This is a genomic window from Stenotrophomonas sp. CFBP8994 (assembly GCF_034044835.1).
In the GTDB taxonomy this organism is placed as follows: domain Bacteria; phylum Pseudomonadota; class Gammaproteobacteria; order Xanthomonadales; family Xanthomonadaceae; genus Stenotrophomonas; species Stenotrophomonas rhizophila_A.
Map to the genome: position 1 here is coordinate 21242 of NZ_JAXCWT010000001.1, position 25466 is coordinate 46707.

Sequence of the window (25466 nt, forward strand, 5' to 3'; positions counted from 1 at the left end):
CCGTGGCGCTACGCCGTCGGGATGCGCTCGCCTTCGCGCAGGGTCAGCACTTCCACCCCGGTTTCCGTCACCAGCACCGTATGTTCGGCCTGCGCGGACAACTTCCCGTCACGGGTGGTCACGGTCCAGCCGTCCTCGCTCATGTCGATCGCCGCACGGCCCTGGTTGATCATCGGCTCGATGGTGAACGTCATGCCCGGCTCCAGCTCCACGCCGGTACCGCGCTTGCCGTAATGCAGCACCTGCGGGTCTTCGTGCATCTCACGGCCGATGCCGTGCCCGCAGAACTCGCGCACCACGCTATAGCCGTGCGCCTTGGCGTGCTGCTGGATGGCGAAGCCGATATCGCCCAGCGTCGCCCCCGGGCGCACCACCGATATGCCTTTCCACATGGCCTCGCGGGTCACCCGCACCAGCCGCTTCGCCTGGAAATCCACCTCGCCGATCAGGTAGGTCTTGCTGGAATCGGCGATGAAACCATCCTTCTCCAGCGTGATGTCCAGGTTGACGATGCTGCCGCCGCGCAGGATCTCGTCTGCCGAGGGCACGCCATGGCAGACCACATTGTCCACCGAGCTGTTGAGCACATAGGCAAAGCCGTACTGGCCCTTGCTGGCCGGCCGCGCATGCAGTTCATCAACGATGAAGCGCTCCACCCAGTCGTTCACCTGCAGGGTGCTCATGCCTTCCAGCGGCAAGCGGTCCAGTGCCTCGAACACCGAGGCCAACAACCGCCCCGACGCCCGCATCAGCGCCTGTTCCTCTAGCGTCTTGATCACGCGACCGCCACCCGCAGGGCACCGGGATCGACCCCGGCCGCGCGCAGTTCACGGTTGACGATCTCCTGGTAGCTCATGCCCGGGTTCATTTCGCAGAGCATGCCGACCTTGATCCAGAAGCCGGCCTGGGCGTTGATCGAGCGGCCGGACACGCCACTGGCGCGGCGCAGGTTGTCGTGAAGTTCGTCGTCGATGTTGACGATGCCCATGGGATGCCTCGGTACGGAATATACGCATCATATACGATACGTATATTTCAGGTCCAGGCAGGATCCGCGGTGAAATCGATGGTCAGCCAGAACTCGCTGCCGCGGGCATCCAGCCGTTCGGCGATATCATCGCGCAGCGCATCGACGCTGCCGATGGTGCCGATCACCGTGTCCGGGTGGGTGAGGATGTGGATCTCCACGAAGCGCATCCGCCCCATCTTGGCCACGTGGCTGGTGAAACCGAGATAGCCGTGCTCGGCCACGAACTGCGTCATCACCGCCTGCACGCGCGCGTCCAGCGTATCGGGCGCCACCTGCAGCACCTCGCGCATCGCTTTCCACGCACCGCGCAGCGGCACCGGCAGCACCGCCAGGCTGATGATCGCCAGCACCAGCGGATCCAGGAATGGAATCCAATGCGCGTGGTCGCCGTCTTCCAGCAGCAGCGCCAGCGCAAAGGCCAGCACCACCGCCAGGCTCATCATGCCGCTGAGCAGCCAGGCGCGTACGTCCAGCCACAGCAGCGGCGAATTCAATCGGGCAGCATGCACGCGCACGAACGCGGCCATGCCCAGGTTGCTCACGCACAACAGGGTCGCCCACATCAACGCCGGCCCGGCGCGGATGACGTGCCCGCCGGTGGTGAGCCCGATGATCGAATTGGCCAGCGCATAGATGCAGGCCAACGCCAGGATCGCCCCGCCCAGCGCTTCCACCATCGGCTCCAGATGCCAATAGCCGTACTGGAACCGCGGGCTGCCCTCGCGCCCCAGCAGGCGCAGCACGGCCAGCGCCACCAGCGTGAGGGCTACATCCACCAGGCTGTATACCCCGTCGAACAGGATCGCCTGCGATCCCACCAGCAGGCCGCCGATGAAGCCGGTGGCGCTGACCGCCACCGTCACGCCAATCGAGAATTTGAGGATCCGCTGCTCGCGTGCTGTATCCATCGCCTGCCGAAGATCCTGGCCGCCGCTCAGGTCTTCAGCACCTCCACCTTGTAGCTCGGCACGTCGCCGTCACGGTCGATGATAAGCCCGTGCACGTCCGACTCGAAGCCCGGGAAGCGCACATTCTGCTCGCGGGCAATGCGCAGCGACTGGATGATCGGCTCATCCTGCGCGCCGAAGCGCTCGCCCGGCATGATGGTCGGAATGCCCGGCGGGTAAGGCACCAGCATGGTCCCGGCGACACGACCACTGATCGCTTCGATATCAACGCGCTCGATCTGGCCACGCACCAGGTGGTCGTAGGCCTCGGCCGGCGTCATCACCGGCTCGGGCAGGTCCACGTACATCGCACGCATCACCTGGGCTACCGCAAACTCGCGGTTGAAGGCATGCAGGGCCTCGCACAGGTCGCGCAACCCCCAGCCACCGTAAGTCTGCGGATAGTCTGCCGCCAGGTCGGGCAGCGCGCGGGTTAGCGGCGCGTTGTTGTCGAACAGTTCCTTGAAGGCCATCAGCTCGGTCACCAGCGTGCTCCACTTGCCCTTGGTGATGCCCATCGAGAACAGGAACAGCACCGAGTACAGGTTGGTCTTCTCCACCGTGATGCCGCGCGTCCACAGGAACCTGCTCAGCACGGCGGCGGGAATGCCCAGCTCGCCCAGGTCACCGTCGATGGACAGGCCCGGGGTCAGCAGGGTGACCTTGATCGGGTCGATCAGCACGTAGTCTTCGACCAGGCCATCGAACCCGTGCCAATGCGCATCGGGCTGCAGGTACCATTCCTCGCGCTTGGCCACCATCGGCGTTGGTGCATCGCCCTTGCCCAGCGAGCGCTCCAGCTTGTCCGGCTGCCACACGCTGAACCACCAGTCGTCGCGGCCCAGGTCCTCGCGTACGTGCAGCATGGCCCGACGGAAGGCGATCGCCTCGTCGTGCATTTCCTGCACCAGCGATTCACCGGCCGCACCCTCCATCATCTTGGACGCCACGTCACAGGCGGCAATCACCCCGTAATGCGGGCTGGTGGTGGTATGCATCATGAACGCTTCGTTGAAGCGTTCGGCATCCAGTTCGCGGGTCGCCGCGTTGCGCACGTGGATCATCGAGGCCTGCGAGAACGCGGCCAGCAGCTTGTGGGTGGAATGGGTGGTGAAGATGATCGCGTCCTGGCCACGCGGCTTGCCCTTGGCCATGCCGTAGTGGTTTTCATAGAACGGATGGAAGGCCGCATAGGCGTACCAGGCCTCGTCGAAATGCAGGAAATCCACCGCGCTGCCGATCTCGTCGGCGATCTTCTCGGCGTTGTAGCACAGCCCGTCATAGGTGGAATTGGTGACCACCGCAATCCGTGGTTTGGAGCCGGCGCGGAACGCCTTGCTGGCCAGCGGGTTGGCAGCGATGGCCTGCTGCAGTGCCTCGGGGGTGAACTGGTCCAGGCTGATCGGCCCGATGATGCCGTGCGCATTGCGGCTGGGGGTGAAGTACACCGGCACGCCGCCGGTCATGATCAGCGAATGCAGCAGCGACTTGTGGCAGTTGCGGTCGACGAACACCACATCGCCCCGCCCCACCGTGCCATGCCAGACGATCTTGTTGGCGGTGGAGGTGCCATTGGTGACGAAGAAGGTGTGGTCGGCGCCGAAGTTGCGCGCAGCCTCGTTTTCCGCCTCCTTGATCGGCCCGCTGTGGTCGAGCAGCGAGCCCAGCTCCGGCACCGAGATCGACAGATCACTGCGCAGCGTGTTCTCACCGTAGAACTGATGGAACGCACGCCCCACCGGTGACTTGGTGAAAGCCACACCGCCGGCGTGGCCGGGGGTGTGCCAGGAGTAGTTGGATTCGGCGGTGTGGTGGATCAGCGCCTTGAAGAACGGCGGCAGCAACTGCTGCATGTAGTCTTCGGCCGCGCGCATCACCTGGCGCGAGATGAAGCTCTTGGTGTCCTCGAACAGGAAGATGTAGCCGTGCACGTACTTGAGCAGCTTGCTCGGCACCTTTTCGATGGTGCGGCGCTCGCCGTACAGGAACACGGGCAACCCGCCGCGGCGTGCGCTCTGCTCGCGCAGGAACCCCAGCAGGCGCTGGAACTCACCGGGCTTGTCTTCGGTGCCGTCAATCGAGATCAGTACCGCCGAGGCCGCCACATAGGTACGCGCACCGGCCTGGGCATCGGCCAGGGTCAGCCCGCACAGCACGCGCTGGTCGTTGCCACGCAGTTCCTCGACCAGCGCGCGGATCAGGATGCCGCCGATGCGCGGGGACTCGTAGTCGTCGTCGATGACGATGATCGGGTAATCCAGAGACTTGAAATACACAGCATTTCTCCTGGGGGAAGGTCACGGAATCTTCGTGCTGACGGGACTGTCCAGCGGCGGCAGCTGGCCGCGCTGGCGGCGGCGCTCCTCGCTGAAGAAGGGGTAGAACACCGTGATGAACAGCACGAACAGGAAGGCGTACTGCACGATGCTGCCGGAGGAGCCGAAGATCGCCCACAGGCAGTACACCACGGTGATGCTGGTCAGGAACCAGAACGCGCCGGTATGCACCAGGGTGTGCGAGCGTTCGACCACGAAGTAGCAGGCCACGCAGGAATAGATGTAGGGCAGCAGGGTCAATACCACCGCCGCCGACGTAATCACGTCGAACTGCGCCGAGGCGGTTTCCGACGTGGAGGTGAGCAGGACGGCCAGGGTCATCAGCACCGCCACGATCAGTACGCCCTTGACCGGCACGTCGTCCTTGTTGGTCTTGCTGAAGATGCTGGGGAACAGGCCATCGTCCGACGCCGCCTTGGCGCTCTGCGCGGTCAGCAGGATCCAGCCGCCGAGCGAGCCGGCGGCGCCGACAAAGGCGCACAGGCTCACCAGCGCGCCGCCCCAGCCGCCTACCGCATTGGCCGCCGCCAGCGCGAACGGTGCATCGGAGACCTGCAGGTCACCATTGGGCACCATGCCCATGATCACCGACGAGCTGGCGATGTACGCCACCGCAGCCAGGAACACCCCGGCCAGGGTGGCCCGCGCCACGTTCTTCTCCGGGTTTTCGACCACGCCGGCGGTGACCGAGGCCGACTCGACCCCGATGAAGGCCCACAGCGTCAGCGCCGCCGCGCTGGAGATCGCGCCGAAGTTGGATTCGCCCGAGACGTTGTAGGCGCCCTTGAAGATGGCCGGGTCGAAGAAGAACCAGCCGAAGATGGCAATGCCCAGGATCGGTACCAGCGCGAAGCTGGTGGTCACCGTCTGCAGGCGGCTGACGAAGGCCGGGCCGATCACATTGGCGAAACTCAGCGCCCACACCAGCGCGAGCACGGCGATGCAGCGCGGTATCGGCTGGGACAGGATCGGGAAGAAGTAGCTGAAGTAGCCCACCGCCGCGATCGGGATGGCGACGTTGCCGATCCAGTTGGCGAACCAGTAGATGGTGTTGGTCTGGAACCCCATGTACGGCCCGAACCAGTCGCGGGCGTACGCATACGGGCCGCCCGCCATGGGCGCCAGCTTGCCCAGTTTGGCGAACACGAAGGCCAGCAGCAGTGCGCCGGCGGTGGTGACCAGCCAGCCCCAGATCGAGGCGGTGCCGATCTTGGCCAGGCTGGACGGCAGCAGGAACACGCCGGAGCCCATCATGTTGCCGGCCACCAGGAAGGTGGCGCCGACAACTCCGATTTTCTTCGCTTGCGCCATGACGATCTCCCCGCTACTTGATGAAGTTGTATTGCAGGCTGCCCTGCACCCGCACCGTGTCGGCGCGTTGCCCGTCCTGCTGTTCCAGTTGCCCGTACAGCACTTCCATGCCCATCGTCCACGACGGCGCCGGGCTCCAGATCAGGTTGAACACCCCGTACCGGCTCTGGCGGAACGCATCGGCCGCGAGCGCGGCGTTGCGCGCCATCGTGAGCTGGCCGTAGATCAGGTTCGAGCGCCACAGCGGCGACCAGTAGTGCGTGTAACCCACGAAGCCGCCCTGCAGTGACAGCGCATGCAGGCGCCCGTCCTGGCCGATCACCGCATCCAGGTCCGAACCGGTGAGGTCGGCGGTATAGCGGCTCAGGCCTTTGCCGCCCAGCGCGCCGAACAGCAGCAGGTCCTGTTCGCCGACCGACGCCGAACCGCTGAGCTGGACGCCGCCACCGAACCTTCGGTCGTCGCGCTGGTCGCCGTCGTAGCCAAGGCTGCGCGCCACGCCACCCAGCTGCAGGTGGCCCCAGTCACGCTCCAGGCGCGCGGTAACGGTCACATCCGGCAGCCGGTTGGCGGCTACCGTTGCATCGGTGGTCCCCGCCAGCTGTGCATCGGGATCTTCGGCCGCCACCGTCAACGTGTTGCCCTTGCCCATCGCGAAGCTGTGGTGAATGCCGGCCACCAGCAGGTAGCCGGCGCCGCCGGGACCGGCGAAGTCCAGCGTGTCGGGCAGGCTGTCGGCATCCATGAAGGTGGCGTAGCCATAGCCGGCGTAGGTGTTGCCGAGCTGGCCGTAGGCATGCCGCAGCCGGAACTGGTAGCCGTCGCTGCTGCCGAAGAAGTCGTTCTCCAGGTAGAAGCGCAGGTTGCCGCGACTGGTCGGGCGGCGTGCTTCGAAGCTGAAACGGGTCTGCTTGGCATGCAGGTTGAAGTTGGAGACATCGCGATGCGCGCTGCCCGCCGGAATGGTGGAGGTCACGAACTGATCCTCGTCCCCGGCCGCACGGGTATCCACGATCGCATCGAGCTTGGCATAGCCACCGATGCGGATCAGCGTGTCGGTATTGGGGATGGCCAGGAACCCTTTCAGTTCCGGATCGGTCGGGCCGGCCGCACTGTCCGGCCGCGAGGCGGCCGATGACGGATCGGCCACTGAATCACGCGGCGGCAGGATGGCCTGGCCGGTGCCGGGCACCTGGGTGGTAGTTGCATGGGGAAGCGTGGCGGACGGCGTGATCGCCGTGGGCGCAACCGCAGTCACCTCGGGACGCTGCGCAGGCGCACGGCCTTCTGCGGTTTCCAGCGCATCCAGGCGCTTTTCCATCGCCTCCAGCGTTTGTCGCAGGGTGCGGATGTCCTGGCGCAGGGCGTCGGCGGAATCCTGCGCATGCACCGGCATAGCGGAAAGCGCCAAGGCAGAGAACAGCAGCACGGCAGCGCAACGCATCACGTCCTCCCTGAACTGCAGACGATACTGCCGGTGTCGGCTGCGCTCACGCGCACGGCCGATAACGGCAACCCGGTACTGCTCCGCAGGAGAACGACGACCGCAGTAATTCCGGCGACATGTTCCAATCGCCGTATTGCCATCGGCAGTGCACCCGCGTGGGATTCCCTCCTCATCCCGGGTGACGCGCAGAAGCTGCGCACGCCAGCGCCCTGAGTAACAAGTCAGGAGTGAGTTTTTCGTGAAGTTTTACGTTGTCAGACGCCATGCGCGCAGTGTGGCTGCGCGCATGCGGGTCGACCTTGATTCAGATCAACGCGGGCCCATCACCTTTTCCATGTCCTCGCCCTGCGGCATGCCGGACACGCGTTGCACCATGCCCTGCGCATCACGGAACAGGATGCCGGGCGTGCCCTGGAAGCCCAGTTCCACCATCAGCACCTGGTTGGCGTCGAGCTTGTTGGCAAGCGCCGGCGTGATCGTCGCGGCCGGCTTGATGCCACCCTTGCTGAAGTCATGTTCGTTCTGCAGGAACACGGCGCTTGGATTGGGCGCGCCCAGGATCGCGGCCGCCTTTGCCGGGCTGTCTTCGCGGATCACGCCCACCATGACGTGGCGCAGCTGCACTTTGCCGCTGTCCACCCACGGCCGCGCTGCTTCCCAGAAGCGATGGCAGTAGGGGCAGTTGGCGTCGCTGAAGGTGTACACCACGCGCGGGGCATCGGCGCGCCCATCGCGCACCCACGCACTGCCATCCAGCCGCTTCCAGATCCGATCCGACATCGGCTTGGCCACCAGCTTTTCCAGCGGCGCCGCGCCGACATCCTCACCCTTCTCATTGAAGAGCGTGCCGACCATCACATTCTTGCCGTCCGCCGTTACGTAAGCCGCAGCGGGCTGCTGTCCGCCGACCACGCCAGCGAAGCCCCGCAGGCCGCCGGGTGCGTCGAATTCAGCGATGACCTCGAAGCCCTGCTTCTCGATGCCCTGCAGCACGGCCGGCCGGTTGGCGCTCTTCGCGGATGCCGCTTGGGCCGTCGCCTTCGCGGTGGCGGGGCTTTGCTGGGCCTGGCTGCAGCCGGCGACTGCCAGCAGCAATGCAGCGCTCAGCACGGAGCCCAGCACGGGCGAGGTCTTCAACAACATGGCAACTCCTGGAATGCACGCGAACGGCGAATGGCCCACAGGGTAGACGCATCTGCCTGACCCTGCAGCCACTGGCGCGCAGCACCTCAGGCCGCCGGGCGCAACGGTTCGCCCTGCAGCTGCGCAAGCGGACTGCGCGGACGCTCGCGCCGTTGCGCGAAAATCTGCCGCCGGTAACGCGCCGGGGTCACCCCGACGATGCGCAGGAACAGCCGGCGAAAGGCGCTCTGGTCGGAGTACCCCACCGCCCACGACACCTCATCGACCGCACCGCCCGCCTGCAGAAGCAGCTGCGCCTTGGCGATGCGCAGCCGCTGGCAGTAGGCAATCGGACGCAGGCCGGTGGCCTTCAGGAAGCGCCGCTGCAGCGTGCGCGGCTCCAGCCCTGCCGCGTCGCAGATGTCCTGCAGGGTGACGCCACGCGCCGCGATGCCGTGCAGCCACCGCTGCGCCTTCAGGATGCCGCGGTCGCCATGGGCGAAGTTCGGACTGAAGCGCTCCAGGTCTTCCTGCACGCCGCGCGGAATGACCAGCTGAAGCTGCTGGATGGCCGCGCTCATGACGCTCTGCCCGTAGATCCGGGCCAGCAGCCGCAGGCTGAGGTATTTCCATGCATCCGGGCCGGACGCAGTCAGCAGGTCGCCGTCGTCCACCAGCGCGCGCTCGCTCGGATGCCAGCCCGGCACCACCGCCGCCAGCGACGGGCAGCGCGACAGATCGGGGACGCTGACCGAACGCCCGGTCATGACCCCGGCCGAGGCCAGCAGCAGCCCACCCTCTTCGCAGCCGGCCAGCAGGCTGCCCGCATCATGGCAGTCGCGCAGCCAGGTCAGCATGCGTTCGTCGGCCTGCATCAGCGGCCAGCTGGGCTCGTTACCCGGCACCACGATCACGGCCGGCGGGGTATCGCCGAACAGCTCGGCGCCGGCCACCCGCTGCATGCCATGCCCACGCGTGGACAGCGTCCAGCGGGTCACCAGCATGCGCGCGCCCGTGCGTTTACCCGCCGCAGCGGTGCGGTTGCAGCGCTGGGCAAGTTCGGACAGCACCGGTGCGGCAGCACGCAGGCTGCCCGGGTATTCGAGCACCGCGACTTCCATCAGGGTCGGGGACGTGGGCTTGTGGGTGGGCGATGAAGAGGGGGGAAGTGCTTCCATGGCGGCGCTCCTGGAACGGCTGCTGAGACCGCCAAACCCTGCTGGATCAAGGCCTGACGGCGATTCCAATGGAGCGTACGGAGCGCCCCCCACGGCAGCTATGAAACTAGTTGTAAATCCGGACCGGTAACGACATTGGAGGCCACCGCAGCAAACCCTTGACTCTTGATCAGACTCCAGGGTCCACACTGTGCGCCTGCTCCCCAGAGAGGTCGCCGTGAACATTGGACAACTCGCACGCCAGGCTGGCGTGCCCATCGATACCGTGCGCTATTACGAGCGCCAGCATCTACTGCCGACGGCCCAGCGCAGTGCCGGTGGCTACCGGGTCTTCAACGACACCGACCTGACCCGCCTGCGCTTCATCCGTCGCGCCAAGGCGCTGGGCTTTACCCTGGAGGAAATCGGCGAACTGCTCGCCCTGAGCGACCAGCGCGGCCAGGACATGGCCCAGGTGCGCGAGGCGGCAGTGCTGAAGCTGCAGGACATCGAACAGCGCGTCGCCGAACTGCAGCGCATGCATGCCGCACTGGAGCAACTGGTCGATGCCTGCCCCGGCCATGGCGGCCTGGAACAATGCCCGATCCTGGGTGCACTCACGGAGCCCCACCGATGACCGCGCCCAAAGGCAGCTGCTGCGCCGCGCACGGCGGTGGCGCCCCGGCGCGCAACACGGTCAAGGACCTGGTCTGCGGCATGGACGTGAACCCGGACACCACCGCGCACCACGCCCGGCATGCCGGCAGCGACTACCACTTCTGCAGCGACGGCTGCCGGCGCAAATTCATCGCCGCGCCGCAGCGCTATCTCGACCCTGCCTCGCACATCGCCGAACCGGTACCGGCCGGCACGCTCTACACCTGCCCGATGGATCCAGAGATCGTGCAGGAAGGGCCCGGCACCTGCCCCATCTGCGGCATGGCGCTGGAACCGATGATGCCCAGCCTGGACGAGGGCGAAAATCCGGAGCTCACCGACTTCCGCCGGCGCTTCTGGTGGAGCTTGCCGCTGAGCATCGCCACCATGACGCTGGCAATGCTGGCCATGACCCCGCTGCTGCACGGCGTGCCGCCGGGCGTGCGGGTGTGGATCGAGCTGGTGCTGGCCACGCCGGTGGTGCTGTGGGCAGGCTGGCCGTTCGTGCAGCGCTGGGCGCAGTCGATCCGCAACCGCAGCCCGAACATGTGGACCCTGATCGGGACCGGTGTGCTGGCCGCGTATGGCTACAGCGTGGTGGCAACGATTGCGCCCGGACTGTTCCCGCCGTCGTTCCAGCAGCACGGCCACGTGGGCGTGTACTTCGAAGCGGCGGCGGTCATCATCTCGCTTACCCTGCTCGGCCAGCTGATGGAACTGCGCGCCCGCGCCCGGACCTCGGCGGCGATCAAGGCATTGCTGGGGCTGGCACCGAAAACCGCGCGGGTACTGCGCGAGGACGGCCACGAGGAAGACGTGGACATCACTGCACTCCAACCCGGCGACCGCCTGCGGGTGCGGCCGGGCGAGAAAGTACCGGTGGATGGCAGCGTGCTGGAGGGTCGTTCCACGGTGGACGAATCGATGCTGACCGGCGAACCGGTACCGGTGGCCAGGGCCGTGGGCGATACCGTCATCGGCGCCACCCTCAACGGCACCGGCAGCCTGGTGATCCGTGCCGAGCGGCTGGGCGACGACTGCATGCTGGCGCAGATCGTGCAGCTGGTGGCGCAGGCGCAGCGTTCGCGCGCACCGATGCAGCGGATGGCCGACAAGGTCGCCTACTGGTTCGTGCTGGCGGTACTGGGCGCGGCGATGCTGACCTTCTTCGGCTGGGGCCTGTTCGGACCGGACCCGTCGTGGACGCATGCGGTGCTCAGCGCGGTGGCGGTGTTGATCATTGCCTGCCCTTGCGCTCTTGGCCTGGCCACGCCGATGACCATCATGGTCGCCACCGGACGCGCCGCGCAGCAGGGTGTGCTGTTCCGCGACGCCGAGGCCATCGAAGCGCTGCGCAGCGTGGATACGCTGGTGGTGGACAAGACCGGCACGCTCACCGAAGGCCGGCCCGCCTTCCGCGACGTAAAGCCGGTGCCCGGATTCGCGGCCGACGACGTGCTGCACTGGGCGGCCAGCCTGGACCAGGGCAGCGAACACCCGCTGGCCGCAGCGATCGTCGCCGAAGCGCGCCGTCGAGGCCGCCCACTCGCATCGGTGGAGGACTTCGACTCGCTCACCGGCCTTGGCGTGCGTGGCACGGTTGAAGGCAGGACACTGCTGCTCGGCAACGCCGCGCTGATGGCCGACCACCACATCTCCCTGCAGCTCCTGCACGCCGATGCCGGGCAATTGCGCGAGGCCGCGGCCAGCGTGATGTTCCTGGCCGTCGACGGCACGCTGGCCGGGCTGATCGCAGTGGCCGACCCCATCAAGGCGTCCACCGCCGAAGCCATCGCACAGCTGCACCGCGATGGCCTGCGCATCGTGATGGCGACCGGCGACGGCACCGCCACGGCTGAAGCCGTAGCGCGAGAGCTGGGCCTGGACGAGGTGCACGGTGAAATGCGCCCGGCGGACAAGGCCGAACTGATCCGCACGCTGCAGGCACAGGGCCGCACGGTGGCCATGGCCGGCGATGGCATCAACGATGCGCCTGCATTGGCAAGCGCGAATGTCGGCATCGCGATGGGCAACGGCACGGACGTGGCGATGTCCAGCGCACAGGTCACGCTGGTCAAGGGCGACCTGCGCGGGATCCTGCGCGCACGCCAGCTGTCTTCCGCAAGTGTGCGCAACATGCGGCAGAACCTGGGCTTCGCGTTCCTCTACAACGGCCTGGGCATTCCGGTGGCGGCCGGTGTGCTGTATCCACTGGGCATCACGATGTCGCCGATGCTGGCGGCGGTGGCGATGAGCCTCAGTTCGGTGTCGGTGATCAGCAATGCGTTGCGTCTTCGCCATCAACGATTGCCAACGTCATGACAGTTTTTTCTTGCCAATCGAAAACAGCATCGCTATGATCTCGCTCCTCACGACGTGGGGCCATAGCTCAGCTGGGAGAGCGCCTGCATGGCATGCAGGAGGTCGGCGGTTCGATCCCGCCTGGCTCCACCACTCCGGACCTTAGGCCGTCCGGAAGGTAGTGAACACAATTCGAGTTTTTCGTGCGTCCCCATCGTCTAGAGGCCTAGGACATCACCCTTTCACGGTGGCGACCGGGGTTCGAATCCCCGTGGGGACGCCAGTTACAAAACAAAAAGCCCTGACTTCGGTCGGGGCTTTTTGTTTGCAAAAACACTTGGCGAATCGTCTTCACACGCGTAGAATTCCGCCTCCAGCATCGTGGGGCCATAGCTCAGCTGGGAGAGCGCCTGCATGGCATGCAGGAGGTCGGCGGTTCGATCCCGCCTGGCTCCACCACTCCGGACCTTAGGCCGTTCGGAGGTGTTGGAAACATTGATGAGTTCATGCGTCCCCATCGTCTAGAGGCCTAGGACATCACCCTTTCACGGTGGCGACCGGGGTTCGAATCCCCGTGGGGACGCCACTCATCAACAGCTGGTCATTCAGGCAAATCAACGCTAGAATGTCGGGCTGGTAGCAACAACGTGGGGCCATAGCTCAGCTGGGAGAGCGCCTGCATGGCATGCAGGAGGTCGGCGGTTCGATCCCGCCTGGCTCCACCACTTCTCCGGACATAGGCCGTCCGACAGAAGCAAAATTCAAAGTTTCGTGCGTCCCCATCGTCTAGAGGCCTAGGACATCACCCTTTCACGGTGGCGACCGGGGTTCGAATCCCCGTGGGGACGCCAATCAAACGCAAAAAACCCCGGCAATGCCGGGGTTTTTTGTATCCGTCGAAAAAAGTGTTTCCCTTTTCGGAAAACACCGATATTATAGGCGGCTCGCAGCATCAACGTGGGGCCATAGCTCAGCTGGGAGAGCGCCTGCATGGCATGCAGGAGGTCGGCGGTTCGATCCCGCCTGGCTCCACCAACATCCGGTCATTAGGCCGATCGGATGGATGCAGCATTAAAATTCAGGTTTTCGTGCGTCCCCATCGTCTAGAGGCCTAGGACATCACCCTTTCACGGTGGCGACCGGGGTTCGAATCCCCGTGGGGACGCCAATACAACGCAGAAAGCCCCGGCCATGCCGGGGCTTTTTGTTTGGTAGCGTATCAACCCACAGTTGATACCCCTCCGGTCCAGGCCCATGTGCTATTCCGCCCAGATCCGCGCCGACTACACCAAGCTGGTTCGTGAGTTCGGCGCCGCCATTTCGCTGGACGAGTTCGCCCAGCTCTACGCCCATGACGCCGGCAAGCAACGCCCCAAGACCCCCAAGGCCATGGACGACGGCTTTGCCGGTGCGCGCACCGCGCAGGGCCAGGATATCGTGGCGAAGATCCAGCAATGGCATGCCGAAGAAATGCAGGCGCTGGACGAGGAAATCCGCGTCCAGTCCGCACGCCGGAAGCAGGCCGAAGAAAGCCTGGCGCACCGCCCCACCCAGAAGGCCCGCAATGACATCCGCATTGCCGGCAACCGCGTTGACCGTGCCCAGGCACGCCTGGCGGACCTGCACCGCACCGGCCTGCTGCCGCGCGACAGCCGCATCTTTCCCGGCGTATACGCCCCGGTGATCGTGTCCGAACAGGGCCAGCGCGTGATCAAGCCGATGCGCTACCAGTGCCGCCTGCCCGACAAGCCCGCACGCAACGACGCGCTCTATCCGGGCACCTACAACGCCCGCCGCGACAGCCTCGAGGCTTACTGGAAGAACGCGTTCGGCCACCACCACGGCGTCGTCGTCGTGCAATCGTTCTACGAACACGTGCCCCGCCATGCGCTGGAACAGCGCAGCCTGGCGCCGGGCGAGAATCCACGGAACGTGGTGCTCGAATTCCGCCCGCAGCCACCGCGCGACCTGTTGATCGCCTGCCTGTGGTCGGAATGGGAAGGCCCCGAAGGCCGCCTGCTCTCGTTCGCCGCCATCACCGACGACCCCCCGCGCGACGTGGCCGCGGCCGGGCATGACCGCTGCATCGTGCCGATCCGCCGTGAAAACCTGGATGCGTGGCTGAATCCAGATCCGCAGGACCTGGCCGCGTTGTACCGCATCCTGGACGACCGCGAGCCGGTCGAGCTGGATTACGCCGAGGCGGCGTGATCCTGCAGCGCAGCGGTCAGCGCCTGGTTCAACTCGGCGGTCAGATAGGGCTTGGTCAGCACCCTGCCCGCGCGGAACGCTTCGGGCAGCTGGAAATGCGCCATGCCGGTAGCCACCACGAAAGGAATGCCAAGCGTGGTCAGCGCATCGGCGACCGGGTCGCTGGTCTCGTGGTTGGCCAGGCGGTAATCCAGCAGAACGATCTGCGGCGCAGCCTCCTCGATCAGGTGCAGTGCCTCGGCCACCGACGACGCCGGCCCCACCATCACCGCGCCCGCGTGCATCAGCTGCATCTCCAGCAACGACGCGCTCATTGCGTCGTTTTCCACCACCAGTACCCGCAGACCCTGCAACGCGCTCATCACCGTTCCCTGTATGGTTCAGCGCAATGAGTATAGCGTCGCGGAAAAATGAAGGTCCGGGTTCGACTGAACGATTCAGACCTCCCCAATCCGGCCGGGTTTGTATACACTACGCGGCCAGCCAGCCGAAGTGGCGGAATCGGTAGACGCAGCGGACTCAAAATCCGCCGCCCTTAAAAGCGTGTGGGTTCGAGTCCCACCTTCGGCACCATGGAATCCAGAAGGCCAGATCGAAAGATCTGGCCTTCTGCTTTGGTTCGTCGTTACACCAGCCGCAGGACAGCGGCCCCACCCGGCAACCCCGACTGCGCCGCCTGGCGCAGCACCTGGGCCACCGCACCGTCGACACGGAATGCGGACACCGTCTGCAGCAGCTGGGTGGCCTGCTCTTCCATGCTGCGCGCGGCCGCCGATGCCTCTTCCACCAGCGCCGCGTTCTGCTGCGTGCTCTGGTCGATGTGCTCCACCGCCTGGTTGATCTGGCCGATGCTTTCGCTCTGCTGCTGCGCTCCGGTGCTGATGCGTGCGATCAGGGCATCGACCCGCGTCACGCTGTCCACGATCTCCTGCATGGTGCGGCCGGCGCTCTCGACCTGGGCGGTGCCCGTGCCGACCCGGTCCACCGAGTCGTCGATCAGCTGCTTGATCTCCTTGGCCGCGCTGGCCGACCGCTGCGACAGCGAGCGGATCTCGCCGGCCACGACGGCAAAGCCGCGCCCGTGCTCGCCGGCACGCGCCGCTTCCACGGCTGCGTTGAGCGCCAGGATGTTGGTCTGGAACGCGATGCCGTCGATCACGCTGATGATGTCGACGATGCGGCGCGACGAGGCGTTGATCAGGCTCATGGTGGTGACCACCTCGCTGACCACCCTGCCCCCTTGTGCGGCCACGTCCACCGCGCCGCCGGCCAGCTGGCTGGCCTGACGGGCGTCCTCGGCGCTCTGCCGTACGGTGCCTGTCAGGCCCTGCAGCGACACTGCGGTTTCCTCCAGCGACGCGGCCTGCTGTTCGGTGCGCTGGGACAGGTCGGCATTGCCGGTGGCGATCTCGCTGGCGCCCAGCGCCACCGCGTCGGCGGCAACGCGGATCTGGCCGATGACGCTGCCCCTGGTCTCGACCATGGCATTGATGCCCTCGCACAACTCGGCGATGGCGCCGGTCTTGTCGCCGGCATCGATGCGCCTGCCCAGGTCGCCGGCCTGTGCGGCGGCAACCACTTCGCGGGTCTGCGCGACAGCAGCCGCCAGCGCCTGCGCATCACGCACCTGCGCGCTGATGTCGGTGGCGTACTTGACCACCTTGAACGGACGGCCGTTCATGTCGAAGATCGGGTTATAGGACGCCTGGATCCAGATCTCGCGCCCGCCCTTGCCCAGCCGGCGGTACTGGCCGGCGTCATACTCGCCCCGGCCAAGCTTCTGCCAGAACTGCCGGTATTCGGCGCTGCGGGCGTACTCGGGTTCGGCGAACATCGAATGGTGCTGGCCGCGCACTTCCTCCAGCGCGTAGCCCGTGGTGGCCAGGAAGTTGTCGTTGGCCGACAGGATGCAGCCGTCCAGGCTGAACTCGATCACCGCCTGCGAGGTATTGATCGCGGCCAGCTGGCCGGCGAAGTCGGCCGCCTGCATCTGCTGGGCGGTGATGTCGGTGGCGAACTTGACCACCTTGACCGGCCGGCCGCTGCTGTCGAACACCGGGTTGTAGGACGCCTGGATCCATATCTCGCGGCCGCCCTTGCCCACCCGCCGGTACTGGCCGGCATCGAACTCGCCGCGACCGAGCCGCGCCCAGAACTCGCGGTAGGCGCTGCTGCGCACGTGCTCCGGGTCGACGAACATGGAATGGTGGCGCCCGCGGATCTCCTCCAGCGTGTAGCCAAGGGTCTGCAGGAAGTTGTCATTGGCCTGGAGGATGGTGCCCTCCAGGTCGAACTCGATCACCGCCTGTACCCGGTGCAGCGCAGCGACCTGCGCTTCAAGTTCGGCATGGCGCTGGGCCAGGGCGGTGCTGGCCTGCCGCGTGGCCCGCGGCGAGAAGGCGAGCGCGCCCAGCGAGCGCAGGAAAGACGTGGCTGTGGAGGCACCGGTGCGGGGGGACGCCGGCGACTGCAGGGCTGCGATGGACATCGATGTTTCCTCGGTTCCAACAAGCTCAATGGGCTACGCCGGGCGACATGCCCGGGGTAGTACGCAAGAACGCTTGGGGACTCACGAAGACCGCCGTGGTGCTGGCGTCCCTTCCGTGGGCAAAACAGATCGACTGCATATCCGTCAGCGGCACCCGCCGGGAAAACTTTAGGGCGATATCGGCTCAGCGCCTGCGCGTGGACGTGGCCCCGGTCGCCGACGGTTTGCCGCCGACGGCCCGGGACAGCTCCTGTGCCGGCTGCAGGCCGAACATGCGGGCATACAGCGCCGCCATCCGCCCCAGGTCCCAGACCCCGAACCGTGAGCAGATGCCCGTGACCGTATCGCCTGGCGCGGCCGAGCGCAGCGCGCTGCGGATCGCATGCAGGCGCTCGACGAGATAGAACTGGTGCGGCGCCATGCCGAACAGGTCGTCGAACGCCCGGTTGAGCGAACGTTGCGAGGCCCCTACCGCGAACGGGATGTCCGAAAACGCCGCTTCGCCGCGCAGGCTGCGCTGGATGTGCTCGATGCCGCGGCGGACGATCTCCCGGCGCGGCAGCGGCGGGCGACCGCGCCGGGCGACGGCAGGTTCGCCGGCGGCCTGCAGGTGGCACTGCAGCAGCAGGGCGCTGAGCTGGGCCGCGAAGGCGCGTCGCGCGCCCGCCTGCGCGAATGCCTCCGGGTCGCGGTCGTGGATGTCCAGCGCGCGCCGCACCATCCCGCCGATATCGGCGACCATGGTGGGGGTCGAGGTGATGTTGCCGGTGCGGTACAGCCGGCTCACCTCCAGTCCATCGATATGCGCGGCCTGGTCCAGCAGCAGCTGCTCGGCCACGTCGATGCACAGGAAGCGCGCAGGCACCCGGGTGAAGCCATGCACCTCGATCCGTGGCGCCAGCCAGGAGACCTCGGCCTCGCCCACGTGCTGGCCGTCCACCTCGGTCTGGCTTCCCGGCAGCGCCAAATAGGCCGCAAAACGCGAAGCGAGCGGTGCGCCGCGGTACACCACGGGGGCGCCGTCCATGCCGTGCAGCAGTATCACTTCGCCGAGGTCGAGCAGATTCAACACCCACGCGCCATCACTCCGCCCGGTAACCCGTATATGGCTGTCAATTCCCTTGACTGAATTTGAATATGCCTCGAAGTCCGGGAAAATCAGGGAGGGCATTATTTTCTAGATCGATTGAGATAACAGGAAGTAGATCGATCAATCGATCTTCGCGCGCGCCGCAATGCGGAACCGCGCCTACTCTACGGCACGTGAACAGGCAGGTGCACGGCTATTGGTCATGGTTTATTTCGTTTGATTTGGCGAACTTTACGTAGCGATCCGGAAACTGCGCCAGTAAGAATGAGCCCGCCTCGCGATGGGGTGCCTGGACGGTGGGGACTGTCCAGCACCCCGTTGCCGGGCCTGGAAAACGGCCTCGCCGGTAAAATGCGTAGTTTCTTCCCGACATAATCCCGGCACCTCCATCCGGGGTGCCCTGGCGTGGTTCCACGACGCTGGCAGCCACCACGAAAAACGGCCGGACCCCAAGGATCCGGCCGTTGGCAGGGCGCCGCGTTTCAGACCAGCCGCAGTACCGGCTGTGCGCCCTGGCGCAGCGCCGTGGCCACCGCCGCATCCACCCGGAACGCCGCCACGGTCTGCAGCAGCTGGCTGGCCTGCTCTTCCATGCTGCGCGCCGCGGCGGAGGCCTCTTCGACCAGCGCGGCGTTCTGCTGGGTGCCCTCGTCGATCTGGTCGACCGCCCGGTTCATCTGGGTGATCCCCTCGCTCTGCTGGCGGGTGGCCGTGCTGATCTCGGTCATCAGGTCGCTGACCCGCCGCACGTTGACCACGATCTCGTCCATGGTGCGCCCGGCGCTCTCTACCTGGCTGGTGCCGGTACCGACCTTGTCCACCGAGTCGGTGATCAGCTGCTTGATCTCCTTGGCCGCGCCGGCCGAACGCTGCGACAGCGAGCGGATTTCCGCCGCGACGACCGCGAATCCCCGCCCGTGTTCGCCCGCGCGGGCCGCTTCCACCGCCGCGTTCAACGCCAGGATGTTTGTCTGGAAGGCAATGCCGTCGATCACGCCGATGATGTCGACGATGCGGCGCGAGGACTCGTTGATCAGCGCCATGGTCGACACCACCTCGTGCACCACGTGGCCGCCCTGCGCCGCCACGCCCACTGCGCCACTGGCCAGCTCGCTGGCCTGGCGGGCATTGTCGGCGGTGCGCCGCACGGTATCGGCCAGGTCCTTCATGGATACCGCGGTTTCTTCCAGCGATGCGGCCTGCTGCTCGGTGCGCTGGGACAGGTCGGCGTTGCCGACCGCGATTTCGCTGGCGCCGAGGGCAATGGTGTCGGCGGCAAACTTGATCTGCCCGATGATGCCGGCCATCGCTTCGACCAGCGCGTTGATGCCGCAGCACAGTTCGGCGATGGGGCCGGTCTTGTCATCGACGGCGATGTGCCCGGTAAGGTCGCCCCCCTGCGCGGCGGCCACCACCTCGCGGGTCTGCGCCACCGCCTGCTGCAGGGCCTGGCTGTCGCGGACCTGGGCGGTGATGTCGGTGGCGTACTTGACCACCTTGAGCGGGCGGCCGTCCACGTCCAGCACGGGGTTGTAGGACGCCTGGATCCAGATGTCACGTCCGCCCTTGCCGACGCGCCGGTACTGGCCGGCGTCGTACTCGCCCCGCCCCATCTTCTCCCAGAACGCGCGGTACTCGTCGCTGCCGCGGAAGTCGGCGGCGACGAACATGGCATGGTGCTGGCCGCGCACTTCCTCCAGCGTATAGCCGGTGGTGGCCAGGAAATTCTCATTGGCGCCGAGGATGCGGCCATCGAGGCTGAACTCGATCACCGCCTGCGACTTGTTGATGGCCGCGAGCTGGCCGGCGAAATCGGCCGCCTGCATCATCTGGGCAGTGATGTCGGTGGCGAACTTGACGACCTTGTACGGGCGCCCGTTCGCGTCCAGCACCGGGTTGTACGAGGCCTGGATCCAGATCTCGCGCCCGCCCTTGCCGAAACGGCGGTACTGGCCGGCGTCGTACTCGCCGCGGCCGAGCCGCGCCCAGAACTCGCGATACGCCGGCGTGGCGACCTGGGCCGGGTCGACGAACATGGCATGGTGCTTCCCGCGCACCTCGTCCAGCGAGTAGCCGAGCGCCTGCAGGAAGTTGGCATTGGCGGTCAGGATGGTGCCGTCGAGCGCGAACTCGATCACCGCCTGGACCCGGTGCAGCGCGGCGACCTGCGCTTCCAGCTCGGCCTGGTGCAGTGCGGCCTGCCGGGCGTCGTCGCGCAGCGCGCGGCGAGCGCTGAACAGCGCGGCGAACGGGCGCCAGCGCGATGCGGGGGCGGAAGCCGTGTCCGCTGCCGACAGGGGCAACTGCATGCTTGAGCTGAACATTTCCATATCCTCGATGTCCGATCAGCTGATGGGGATGCGACGCGGGTGCTGTGCGGCGCGGAATCACGTTGGCTTCGGGACCTGCGAAGACGTCTGCGGGGTGGGGCCGATTGCGAGGAAGGTATCGACCCTCGGCCATCAAGCTTGAGGTATCGGGCACGGTACTGGGACGGCAACCCTGAGCAGGTTCAGCCTGGGCCGCCTTCGCTGCTCTCGCCATCGAGTTCGGCGTCACCTACGTCCAGGGGGTCGGGGCCACCATGCACGGGCGCTTCGACCTGCACGTTGTTCTTGCCCAGCGCCTTGGCCCGGTAGCACTGGGCGTCTGCCGCGGCGACCGCCGCATCCACGCTCATGTGGCCACCGATCGCGGCGATGCCGATGCTGGTGCCGACCACCAGGCGTCCCGCGCCCCATGGCACGCTGAGTGTGCGCACCGATTCCAGCAGGTCACTGGCGATGCGCCGCGCGCGCCGGAGCGAGCAGCCGGCCAGGATCACCGCGAATTCATCGCCGCCCAGCCGTGCCACGATGTCCGAATCGCGCACGCCATGCCGGAGCACGGTGGCGACCGCCCACAGCATGGCGTCTCCCGCCAGGTGGCCGTGGCTGTCATTGATCGGCTTGAAATTGTCCAGGTCGATGAACATCAGCGAGGCCGATTGCCCAGTGCGGGCCACCCGGGTGATGGCCTCCTGCAGGTGCGCTTCGAAGCCGCGCCGGTTGCTCAGCTCGGTCAGCGGGTCGACTTCGGCCAGGTGGCGGGCCTCGCGCTGGCGGGCGCGCTGCTGGGTCACATCACGGATCACCCACACTGTGCCACTCACCTGCCCGTCCTCGCCCTGCAGCCAGGCCCGGGTCAGGTCCACTGGAAGCAACTGGGCGCCCACCGACAGCAGCAGGTCCGAATGGAGGTCCACCGCATTGCTTTCCGCATCCAGCAGCACGGCCAGGTCCAGCGGCGAGCGTGGGGCGTATTCGGTGGTCAGCTCCATCACATCCTGGATCTGGCTGCCGGTCACCGGGGCGGCGCCCTCCCCGGCCAGCGCCCGAGTCGCGGCGGCATTGGCGTATTGGATATGCCCCGCCAGGTCCAGGGTGAGCACCATGTCGGCGACCGCATCGAGGGTCACCCGGGTGCGGTGCTCCGATTCGCGCAGCTGCTGGCCGCTGAAGCGCTGCACGGTGACGTCCTGGATCTGCGAGACGAAATGCAGTGGCTCGCCGTGCGGCGCACGCACCAGCGATACCGATAGCCGGCCCCAGACCACGTTGCCGCCCTTGCCCAGGTACCGCTTCTCCATGTGGTAGTGGTCGCGGCGACCGGCCAGCAGGTCACCCACCAAGGCCAGGTCGGCATGCAGGTCGTCGGGATGGGTCAGGGTCTGGAAATCAATCTCCAGCAGCTCGGCGCGCGTGTAGCCGAGAATGCCGCACAGCGCGTCGTTGACGTCCAGCCAGCGCCCTTCCAGCGACACCAGTGCCATGCCGAGCGCGGCCGATGAGAACGCACCCGCGAATTTTTCCGCCGCCAGGTAGGCCTGCTCGCGCACTTCCAGCAGCGGGGTGATGTCCACCGCCATGCCGACGTAGCCCATGCGCTGGCCGCTGCCCGAATCCAGCGGACTGATCGACAGCCGCACCTGCCGGTGCTCGCCGTCCTTGCGCACGAAGGTCCACTGGTGCGACCAGGTGCCCTGCGCGGCGTGTGCGGTGAGCGCTTCGAACACCGTCGGCAGACGCCCCTCGGCATCGGCCAGGGGCCGAAGGTAATCCTGCATTTCATGGATCTCATGGAACAGGCCCGGATTGACCTGGCCGATCACTTCTTCCGGCGTGTAGCCCAGCAGCTTCTGCGCACCGGTATTGAACAGGTTGACCACGCCATGGATGTCGGTGGCGATCACCGCTACCTCGTCGGACGCATCGACCACCGCCTGCAGGCGCTGGCGGGTGTCCGCCGCGTCTTCGCGTGCATTCTGCAGGTCGCTGACATCGGCGTGCGCACCGGCCATGCGCAGTGGCCGGCCCTCGGCGTCCCATTCGTAGACCCGCCCGCGGTCCTGTACCCAGATCCAGTGTCCCTGCTTGTGGCGCATGCGGCACAGGCTGTCGTAGTGCGGCGACCGTCCGTCCAGGTGCTCACGCAGCAGCGCATTGGATTGCGCCAGGTCATCGGGATGGACCAGCCGGGAGAAGGTCTGCGATGTGATCGGCGACAGTTCCTCGCGGGTGTAGCCGACGATCTGCGCCCAGCGTTCGTTGACCCGCATGGCACCGGTCTGGCAGTTCCACTCCCAGGTACCCATCGCGGTGCCGTCGATGATCATTTCCAGCCGTCGGCGCTGCTCGGTGGTGTCCTGCAGCGCGCGGGCCAACGCGGCCGCTTCGTCACCGTCCGGCGGGGCGCCGTTTCGTTTCATGCGGGCACCCGGACGCCGCCAGGGCTGGCAGTGTCGCTCTGGCTCGGACCCCACTGCCCCGCCTGCTGGTCTGTCATCTGGCCTCCCGCCGCCGGTACAGCGTACCGGCATTCAACGGGAAACGGGATCAAGCCATCGTCAACCCCGTGACGAGGGCGGCCTCAACCGCCCCGCTTGGCCCGGGCGAAGGCGTCGGCCAGGGCGTTGTTGGCCGGCGGCGCACTGCTGCCCGGGCGCGGGCCGGGCGCCGGGCCACGGCCACCCTGGCGGGCGCCGCCACCGCTACCTCCGTCACGCCGACCGCCGCCGGCCGGGCGCGCATCGCGCTCGCCGGGGGCCTTAGCCGGGGCCGGGGTATCGTCCAGGCGCCGGGTCAGGGCGATGCGCTTGCGCGCCACGTCGACCTCCAGCACCTTCACCTTGACGATGTCACCGGCCTTGACCACGTCGCGCGGGTCCTTCACGTATGTGTCGGACAACGCCGAAATGTGGATCAGGCCGTCCTGGTGCACGCCGATGTCCACGAACGCACCGAACGCGGCCACGTTGCTGACCACCCCTTCCAGCACCATGCCCGGCTTGAGGTCCTTGATCTCTTCCACGCCTTCGGCGAAACGCGCGGCCTTGAACTCCGGGCGCGGGTCGCGGCCGGGCTTCTCCAGTTCCTTGAGGATGTCGCGCACCGTCGGCACGCCGAAGGTGGCGTCGGTGAACTGTTCGGCCTTGAGCCCGCGCAGGAAGCTGCCATCGCCGATCAGCGCCTTGATCGGGCGCGCGGTGGCGGCCACGATCCGCTCCACCACCGGGTACGCTTCCGGGTGCACCGAGGACGCATCCAGCGGCTGGTCGCCGTCGGCAATGCGCAGGAAGCCGGCACACTGTTCAAAGGTCTTGTCGCCCAGGCGCGGCACCTTGAGCAGGTCCTTGCGGCGCTTGAACGGACCGTTTTCGTCGCGGTGGCGCACGATGTTCTCGGCCACGGTCGAGGACAACCCCGACACCCGCGACAGCAGCGCGGCAGAAGCGGTGTTGACGTGCACGCCCACCGCGTTGACGCAGTCTTCCACGCGCGCATCCAGCGCGCGCGCCAGGCGGTACTGGTCCACGTCGTGCTGGTACTGGCCCACGCCGATCGCCTTGGGTTCGATCTTGACCAGCTCGGCCAGCGGATCCTGCAGGCGGCGGGCAATGGAGACCGCGCCACGGATCGACACGTCCAGGTCCGGGAATTCCTTCGCCGCGAACTCCGACGCCGAATACACCGAGGCGCCGGCTTCGCTGACCACGATCTTCTGCAGCTTGGCTTCGCCCAGCGCCTGGATCACTTCACCGGCGAGCTTGTCGGTTTCGCGGCTGGCGGTGCCGTTGCCGATCGCGATCAGTTCCACGTTGTGCTTCATGCACAGCTGTTTGATGGTCTGCAGCGATTGGTCCCACTGGCGGCGGGGTTCGTGGGGGTAGATGGTGTCGGTGGCCACCAGCTTGCCGGTGGCATCGACCACGGCGATCTTGCAGCCGGTGCGGATGCCCGGGTCCAGCCCGAGCACCGTCTTGGGCCCGGCCGGCGCCGCCAGCAGCAGGTCCTTGAGGTTGTCGCCGAACACGGCGATGGCCTCGGCCTCGGCCTTTTCGCGGGCCTGGTTGAACAGGTCCAGCAGCAGGTGCATGTGCAGCTTGGCGCGCCAGGTCAGGCGGCAGGCGTCGAGCAGCCAGCGGTCGCCCGGGCGGCCGGCGTCGCGGATCCCGGCCTTGAATGCCACGCGGCCTTCGGCATACACGTGCCCGGCCTCGGCGTCGCTGCCCGGATCCAGTTCCAGGAACAGGATGTCCTCGCGGCGCGCGCGGAACAGCGCCAGCAGGCGGTGCGAGGGAATCTTCGCCAGCCCCTCGGCGTGCTCGAAGTAGTCGCGGTACTTGGCGCCCTGCTCTTCCTTGCCTTCGGCCACGCGCGCACGGATCACGCCGTGCTCGCCCAGCCAGGCGCGCAGCTCACCGACCAGCGCGGCGTCTTCGCCCCAGCGCTCCATCAGGATCGCGCGCGCGCCTTCCAGCGCGGCCTTGGGGTCGGCCACGCCCTTGTCGGCGTCAACGAAGCCGGCGGCGAACACCTGCGGATCCAGGCCCGGGTCGGCCAGCAGGCCGTCGGCGAGCGGCTCCAGCCCGGCTTCGCGGGCGATCTGCGCGCGGGTGCGGCGCTTGGGCTTGTACGGCAGGTACAGGTCTTCCAGGCGCGACTTGGTGTCCGCGCCGAGGATGTCGTTGCGCAGTTCGTCGCTGAGCTTGCCCTGTTCGTCGATGCTGGCCAGCACCGCCGCGCGGCGCTCTTCCAGCTCGCGCAGGTAGGTCAGCCGGCTTTCCAGGTTGCGCAGCTGGGTGTCATCCAGGCCGCCGGTGACTTCCTTGCGGTAGCGGGCGATGAACGGAACGCTGGCACCTTCGTCGAGCAGGGCGATGGCGGCGTGCGCCTGGGCAGGCTGGGCACCGATTTCATCGGCGATGGTCTGGGCGATCTGCTGGGCGAGCTTGAGGTCTGGCATTGCGTCCGGCCGAAGCCACTATGCGGAAAACACCGATTGTGGCAACGCCGGGCGGCGGGGGAAACCCGTTGACATTCCCGAAAAA

At 66.8% G+C, this 25466-nt stretch carries 17 protein-coding genes and 9 tRNA genes; 12 read left to right on the forward strand and 14 right to left on the reverse strand.

The window, feature by feature from the left end:
* Window positions 1-8: 8 nt before the first annotated feature.
* From map to SOM39_RS00150, 8 genes are all read right to left on the reverse strand, one after another.
* A complete protein-coding gene (gene map, locus SOM39_RS00115) occupies window positions 9-779 on the reverse strand; it encodes a type I methionyl aminopeptidase (protein ID WP_210130519.1) in 771 nt (256 codons plus the stop codon).
* Window positions 776-988, reverse strand: coding sequence for a ParD-like family protein (locus SOM39_RS00120; protein ID WP_068852612.1), 213 nt, complete (start codon window positions 986-988; stop codon window positions 776-778). The genes map and SOM39_RS00120 overlap by 4 nt, the downstream gene beginning before the upstream one ends.
* Window positions 989-1035: 47 nt before the next feature.
* Entirely contained in the window at window positions 1036-1938 is a 903-nt protein-coding gene (locus tag SOM39_RS00125; RefSeq protein WP_320457138.1) for a cation diffusion facilitator family transporter, read from the reverse strand.
* A 26-nt stretch (window positions 1939-1964) separates the two neighbouring features.
* Complete coding sequence (locus SOM39_RS00130; protein ID WP_095362671.1) at window positions 1965-4253, reverse strand: Orn/Lys/Arg decarboxylase N-terminal domain-containing protein; 2289 nt, start codon at window positions 4251-4253, stop codon at window positions 1965-1967.
* 21 nt (window positions 4254-4274) lie between these two features.
* Window positions 4275-5624 carry an arginine/agmatine antiporter gene (gene adiC, locus SOM39_RS00135; protein WP_217538515.1) on the reverse strand — a complete coding sequence of 450 codons (1350 nt, stop codon included), beginning with the start codon at window positions 5622-5624 and terminating at the stop codon, window positions 4275-4277.
* Window positions 5625-5637: 13 nt separating this feature from the next.
* Window positions 5638-7068 carry a DcaP family trimeric outer membrane transporter gene (locus tag SOM39_RS00140; protein ID WP_414715829.1) on the reverse strand — a complete coding sequence of 477 codons (1431 nt, stop codon included), beginning with the start codon at window positions 7066-7068 and terminating at the stop codon, window positions 5638-5640.
* A gap of 312 nt (window positions 7069-7380) precedes the next feature.
* Complete coding sequence (dsbG, locus tag SOM39_RS00145) at window positions 7381-8214, reverse strand: thiol:disulfide interchange protein DsbG (protein ID WP_320457139.1); 834 nt, start codon at window positions 8212-8214, stop codon at window positions 7381-7383.
* An 86-nt stretch (window positions 8215-8300) separates the two neighbouring features.
* Window positions 8301-9371, reverse strand: a complete 1071-nt coding sequence (locus SOM39_RS00150) for a GlxA family transcriptional regulator (RefSeq protein ID WP_237334251.1) — start codon at window positions 9369-9371, stop codon at window positions 8301-8303.
* A 217-nt stretch (window positions 9372-9588) separates the two neighbouring features.
* Between SOM39_RS00150 and SOM39_RS00155 the strand changes: the two genes are divergently transcribed.
* The 11 genes from SOM39_RS00155 (at window position 9589) to SOM39_RS00205 (ending at window position 14519) form a co-directional block, all read left to right on the forward strand.
* Window positions 9589-9987 (forward strand): heavy metal-responsive transcriptional regulator, encoded by a 399-nt coding sequence (locus SOM39_RS00155; protein ID WP_093535924.1) that lies wholly within the window; start codon window positions 9589-9591, stop codon window positions 9985-9987.
* Complete coding sequence (locus tag SOM39_RS00160; protein ID WP_320457140.1) at window positions 9984-12329, forward strand: heavy metal translocating P-type ATPase; 2346 nt, start codon at window positions 9984-9986, stop codon at window positions 12327-12329. Before SOM39_RS00155 ends, SOM39_RS00160 begins: the two co-directional genes overlap by 4 nt.
* A 56-nt stretch (window positions 12330-12385) precedes the next feature.
* Window positions 12386-12461 (forward strand) — tRNA-Ala (locus SOM39_RS00165).
* Between the two features lie 54 nt (window positions 12462-12515).
* Window positions 12516-12591, forward strand: a tRNA-Glu gene (locus SOM39_RS00170).
* Between the two features lie 100 nt (window positions 12592-12691).
* Window positions 12692-12767: transfer RNA gene (locus SOM39_RS00175), tRNA-Ala, on the forward strand.
* Window positions 12768-12818: 51 nt separating this feature from the next.
* A tRNA-Glu gene (locus SOM39_RS00180) sits at window positions 12819-12894 on the forward strand.
* Between the two features lie 63 nt (window positions 12895-12957).
* A tRNA-Ala gene (locus tag SOM39_RS00185) sits at window positions 12958-13033 on the forward strand.
* A gap of 50 nt (window positions 13034-13083) precedes the next feature.
* Window positions 13084-13159, forward strand: a tRNA-Glu gene (locus SOM39_RS00190).
* 108 nt (window positions 13160-13267) lie between these two features.
* Window positions 13268-13343, forward strand: a tRNA-Ala gene (locus SOM39_RS00195).
* A gap of 57 nt (window positions 13344-13400) precedes the next feature.
* A tRNA-Glu gene (locus tag SOM39_RS00200) sits at window positions 13401-13476 on the forward strand.
* Between the two features lie 86 nt (window positions 13477-13562).
* A complete protein-coding gene (locus SOM39_RS00205; RefSeq protein ID WP_093535928.1) occupies window positions 13563-14519 on the forward strand; it encodes an SOS response-associated peptidase family protein in 957 nt (318 codons plus the stop codon).
* Here the strand turns inward: SOM39_RS00205 and SOM39_RS00210 are convergent.
* Window positions 14501-14881: a response regulator gene (locus SOM39_RS00210; RefSeq protein ID WP_093535930.1), complete on the reverse strand. Its 381-nt coding sequence runs from the start codon at window positions 14879-14881 to the stop codon at window positions 14501-14503. The two genes, SOM39_RS00205 and SOM39_RS00210, sit on opposite strands and share 19 nt — an antisense overlap.
* A gap of 124 nt (window positions 14882-15005) precedes the next feature.
* Between SOM39_RS00210 and SOM39_RS00215 the strand changes: the two genes are divergently transcribed.
* Window positions 15006-15092, forward strand: a tRNA-Leu gene (locus SOM39_RS00215).
* Between the two features lie 52 nt (window positions 15093-15144).
* On the opposite strand, the gene SOM39_RS00220 is transcribed toward SOM39_RS00215, so the two are convergent.
* From SOM39_RS00220 to SOM39_RS00240, 5 genes are all read right to left on the reverse strand, one after another.
* Complete coding sequence (locus SOM39_RS00220) at window positions 15145-17007, reverse strand: methyl-accepting chemotaxis protein (protein WP_320457141.1); 1863 nt, start codon at window positions 17005-17007, stop codon at window positions 15145-15147.
* Between the two features lie 184 nt (window positions 17008-17191).
* Complete coding sequence (locus SOM39_RS00225; protein ID WP_141236183.1) at window positions 17192-18079, reverse strand: AraC family transcriptional regulator; 888 nt, start codon at window positions 18077-18079, stop codon at window positions 17192-17194.
* A gap of 500 nt (window positions 18080-18579) precedes the next feature.
* Window positions 18580-20421 (reverse strand): methyl-accepting chemotaxis protein, encoded by a 1842-nt coding sequence (locus tag SOM39_RS00230; protein WP_414715830.1) that lies wholly within the window; start codon window positions 20419-20421, stop codon window positions 18580-18582.
* 188 nt (window positions 20422-20609) lie between these two features.
* Window positions 20610-22844 (reverse strand): PAS domain-containing protein, encoded by a 2235-nt coding sequence (locus SOM39_RS00235; RefSeq protein ID WP_210130528.1) that lies wholly within the window; start codon window positions 22842-22844, stop codon window positions 20610-20612.
* 161 nt (window positions 22845-23005) lie between these two features.
* Window positions 23006-25381: a Tex family protein gene (locus SOM39_RS00240; protein WP_320457142.1), complete on the reverse strand. Its 2376-nt coding sequence runs from the start codon at window positions 25379-25381 to the stop codon at window positions 23006-23008.
* Between the last annotated feature and the right edge of the window lie 85 nt (window positions 25382-25466).

Coding starts and splice junctions, on each gene's coding strand:
- SOM39_RS00205 (WP_093535928.1), top strand. CDS start 13,563: ATGTGCTATTCCGCCCAGATCCGCGCCGACTACACCAAGCTGGTTCGT.
- SOM39_RS00220 (WP_320457141.1), bottom strand. CDS start 17,007: ATGTCCATCGCAGCCCTGCAGTCGCCGGCGTCCCCCCGCACCGGTGCC.
- SOM39_RS00230 (WP_414715830.1), bottom strand. CDS start 20,421: ATGTTCAGCTCAAGCATGCAGTTGCCCCTGTCGGCAGCGGACACGGCT.
- adiC (WP_217538515.1), bottom strand. CDS start 5,624: ATGGCGCAAGCGAAGAAAATCGGAGTTGTCGGCGCCACCTTCCTGGTG.
- dsbG (WP_320457139.1), bottom strand. CDS start 8,214: ATGTTGTTGAAGACCTCGCCCGTGCTGGGCTCCGTGCTGAGCGCTGCA.
- SOM39_RS00125 (WP_320457138.1), bottom strand. CDS start 1,938: ATGGATACAGCACGCGAGCAGCGGATCCTCAAATTCTCGATTGGCGTG.
- SOM39_RS00235 (WP_210130528.1), bottom strand. CDS start 22,844: ATGAAACGAAACGGCGCCCCGCCGGACGGTGACGAAGCGGCCGCGTTG.
- SOM39_RS00210 (WP_093535930.1), bottom strand. CDS start 14,881: ATGAGCGCGTTGCAGGGTCTGCGGGTACTGGTGGTGGAAAACGACGCA.
- SOM39_RS00240 (WP_320457142.1), bottom strand. CDS start 25,381: ATGCCAGACCTCAAGCTCGCCCAGCAGATCGCCCAGACCATCGCCGAT.
- SOM39_RS00120 (WP_068852612.1), bottom strand. CDS start 988: ATGGGCATCGTCAACATCGACGACGAACTTCACGACAACCTGCGCCGC.
- SOM39_RS00150 (WP_237334251.1), bottom strand. CDS start 9,371: ATGGAAGCACTTCCCCCCTCTTCATCGCCCACCCACAAGCCCACGTCC.
- SOM39_RS00140 (WP_414715829.1), bottom strand. CDS start 7,068: ATGCGTTGCGCTGCCGTGCTGCTGTTCTCTGCCTTGGCGCTTTCCGCT.
- SOM39_RS00160 (WP_320457140.1), top strand. CDS start 9,984: ATGACCGCGCCCAAAGGCAGCTGCTGCGCCGCGCACGGCGGTGGCGCC.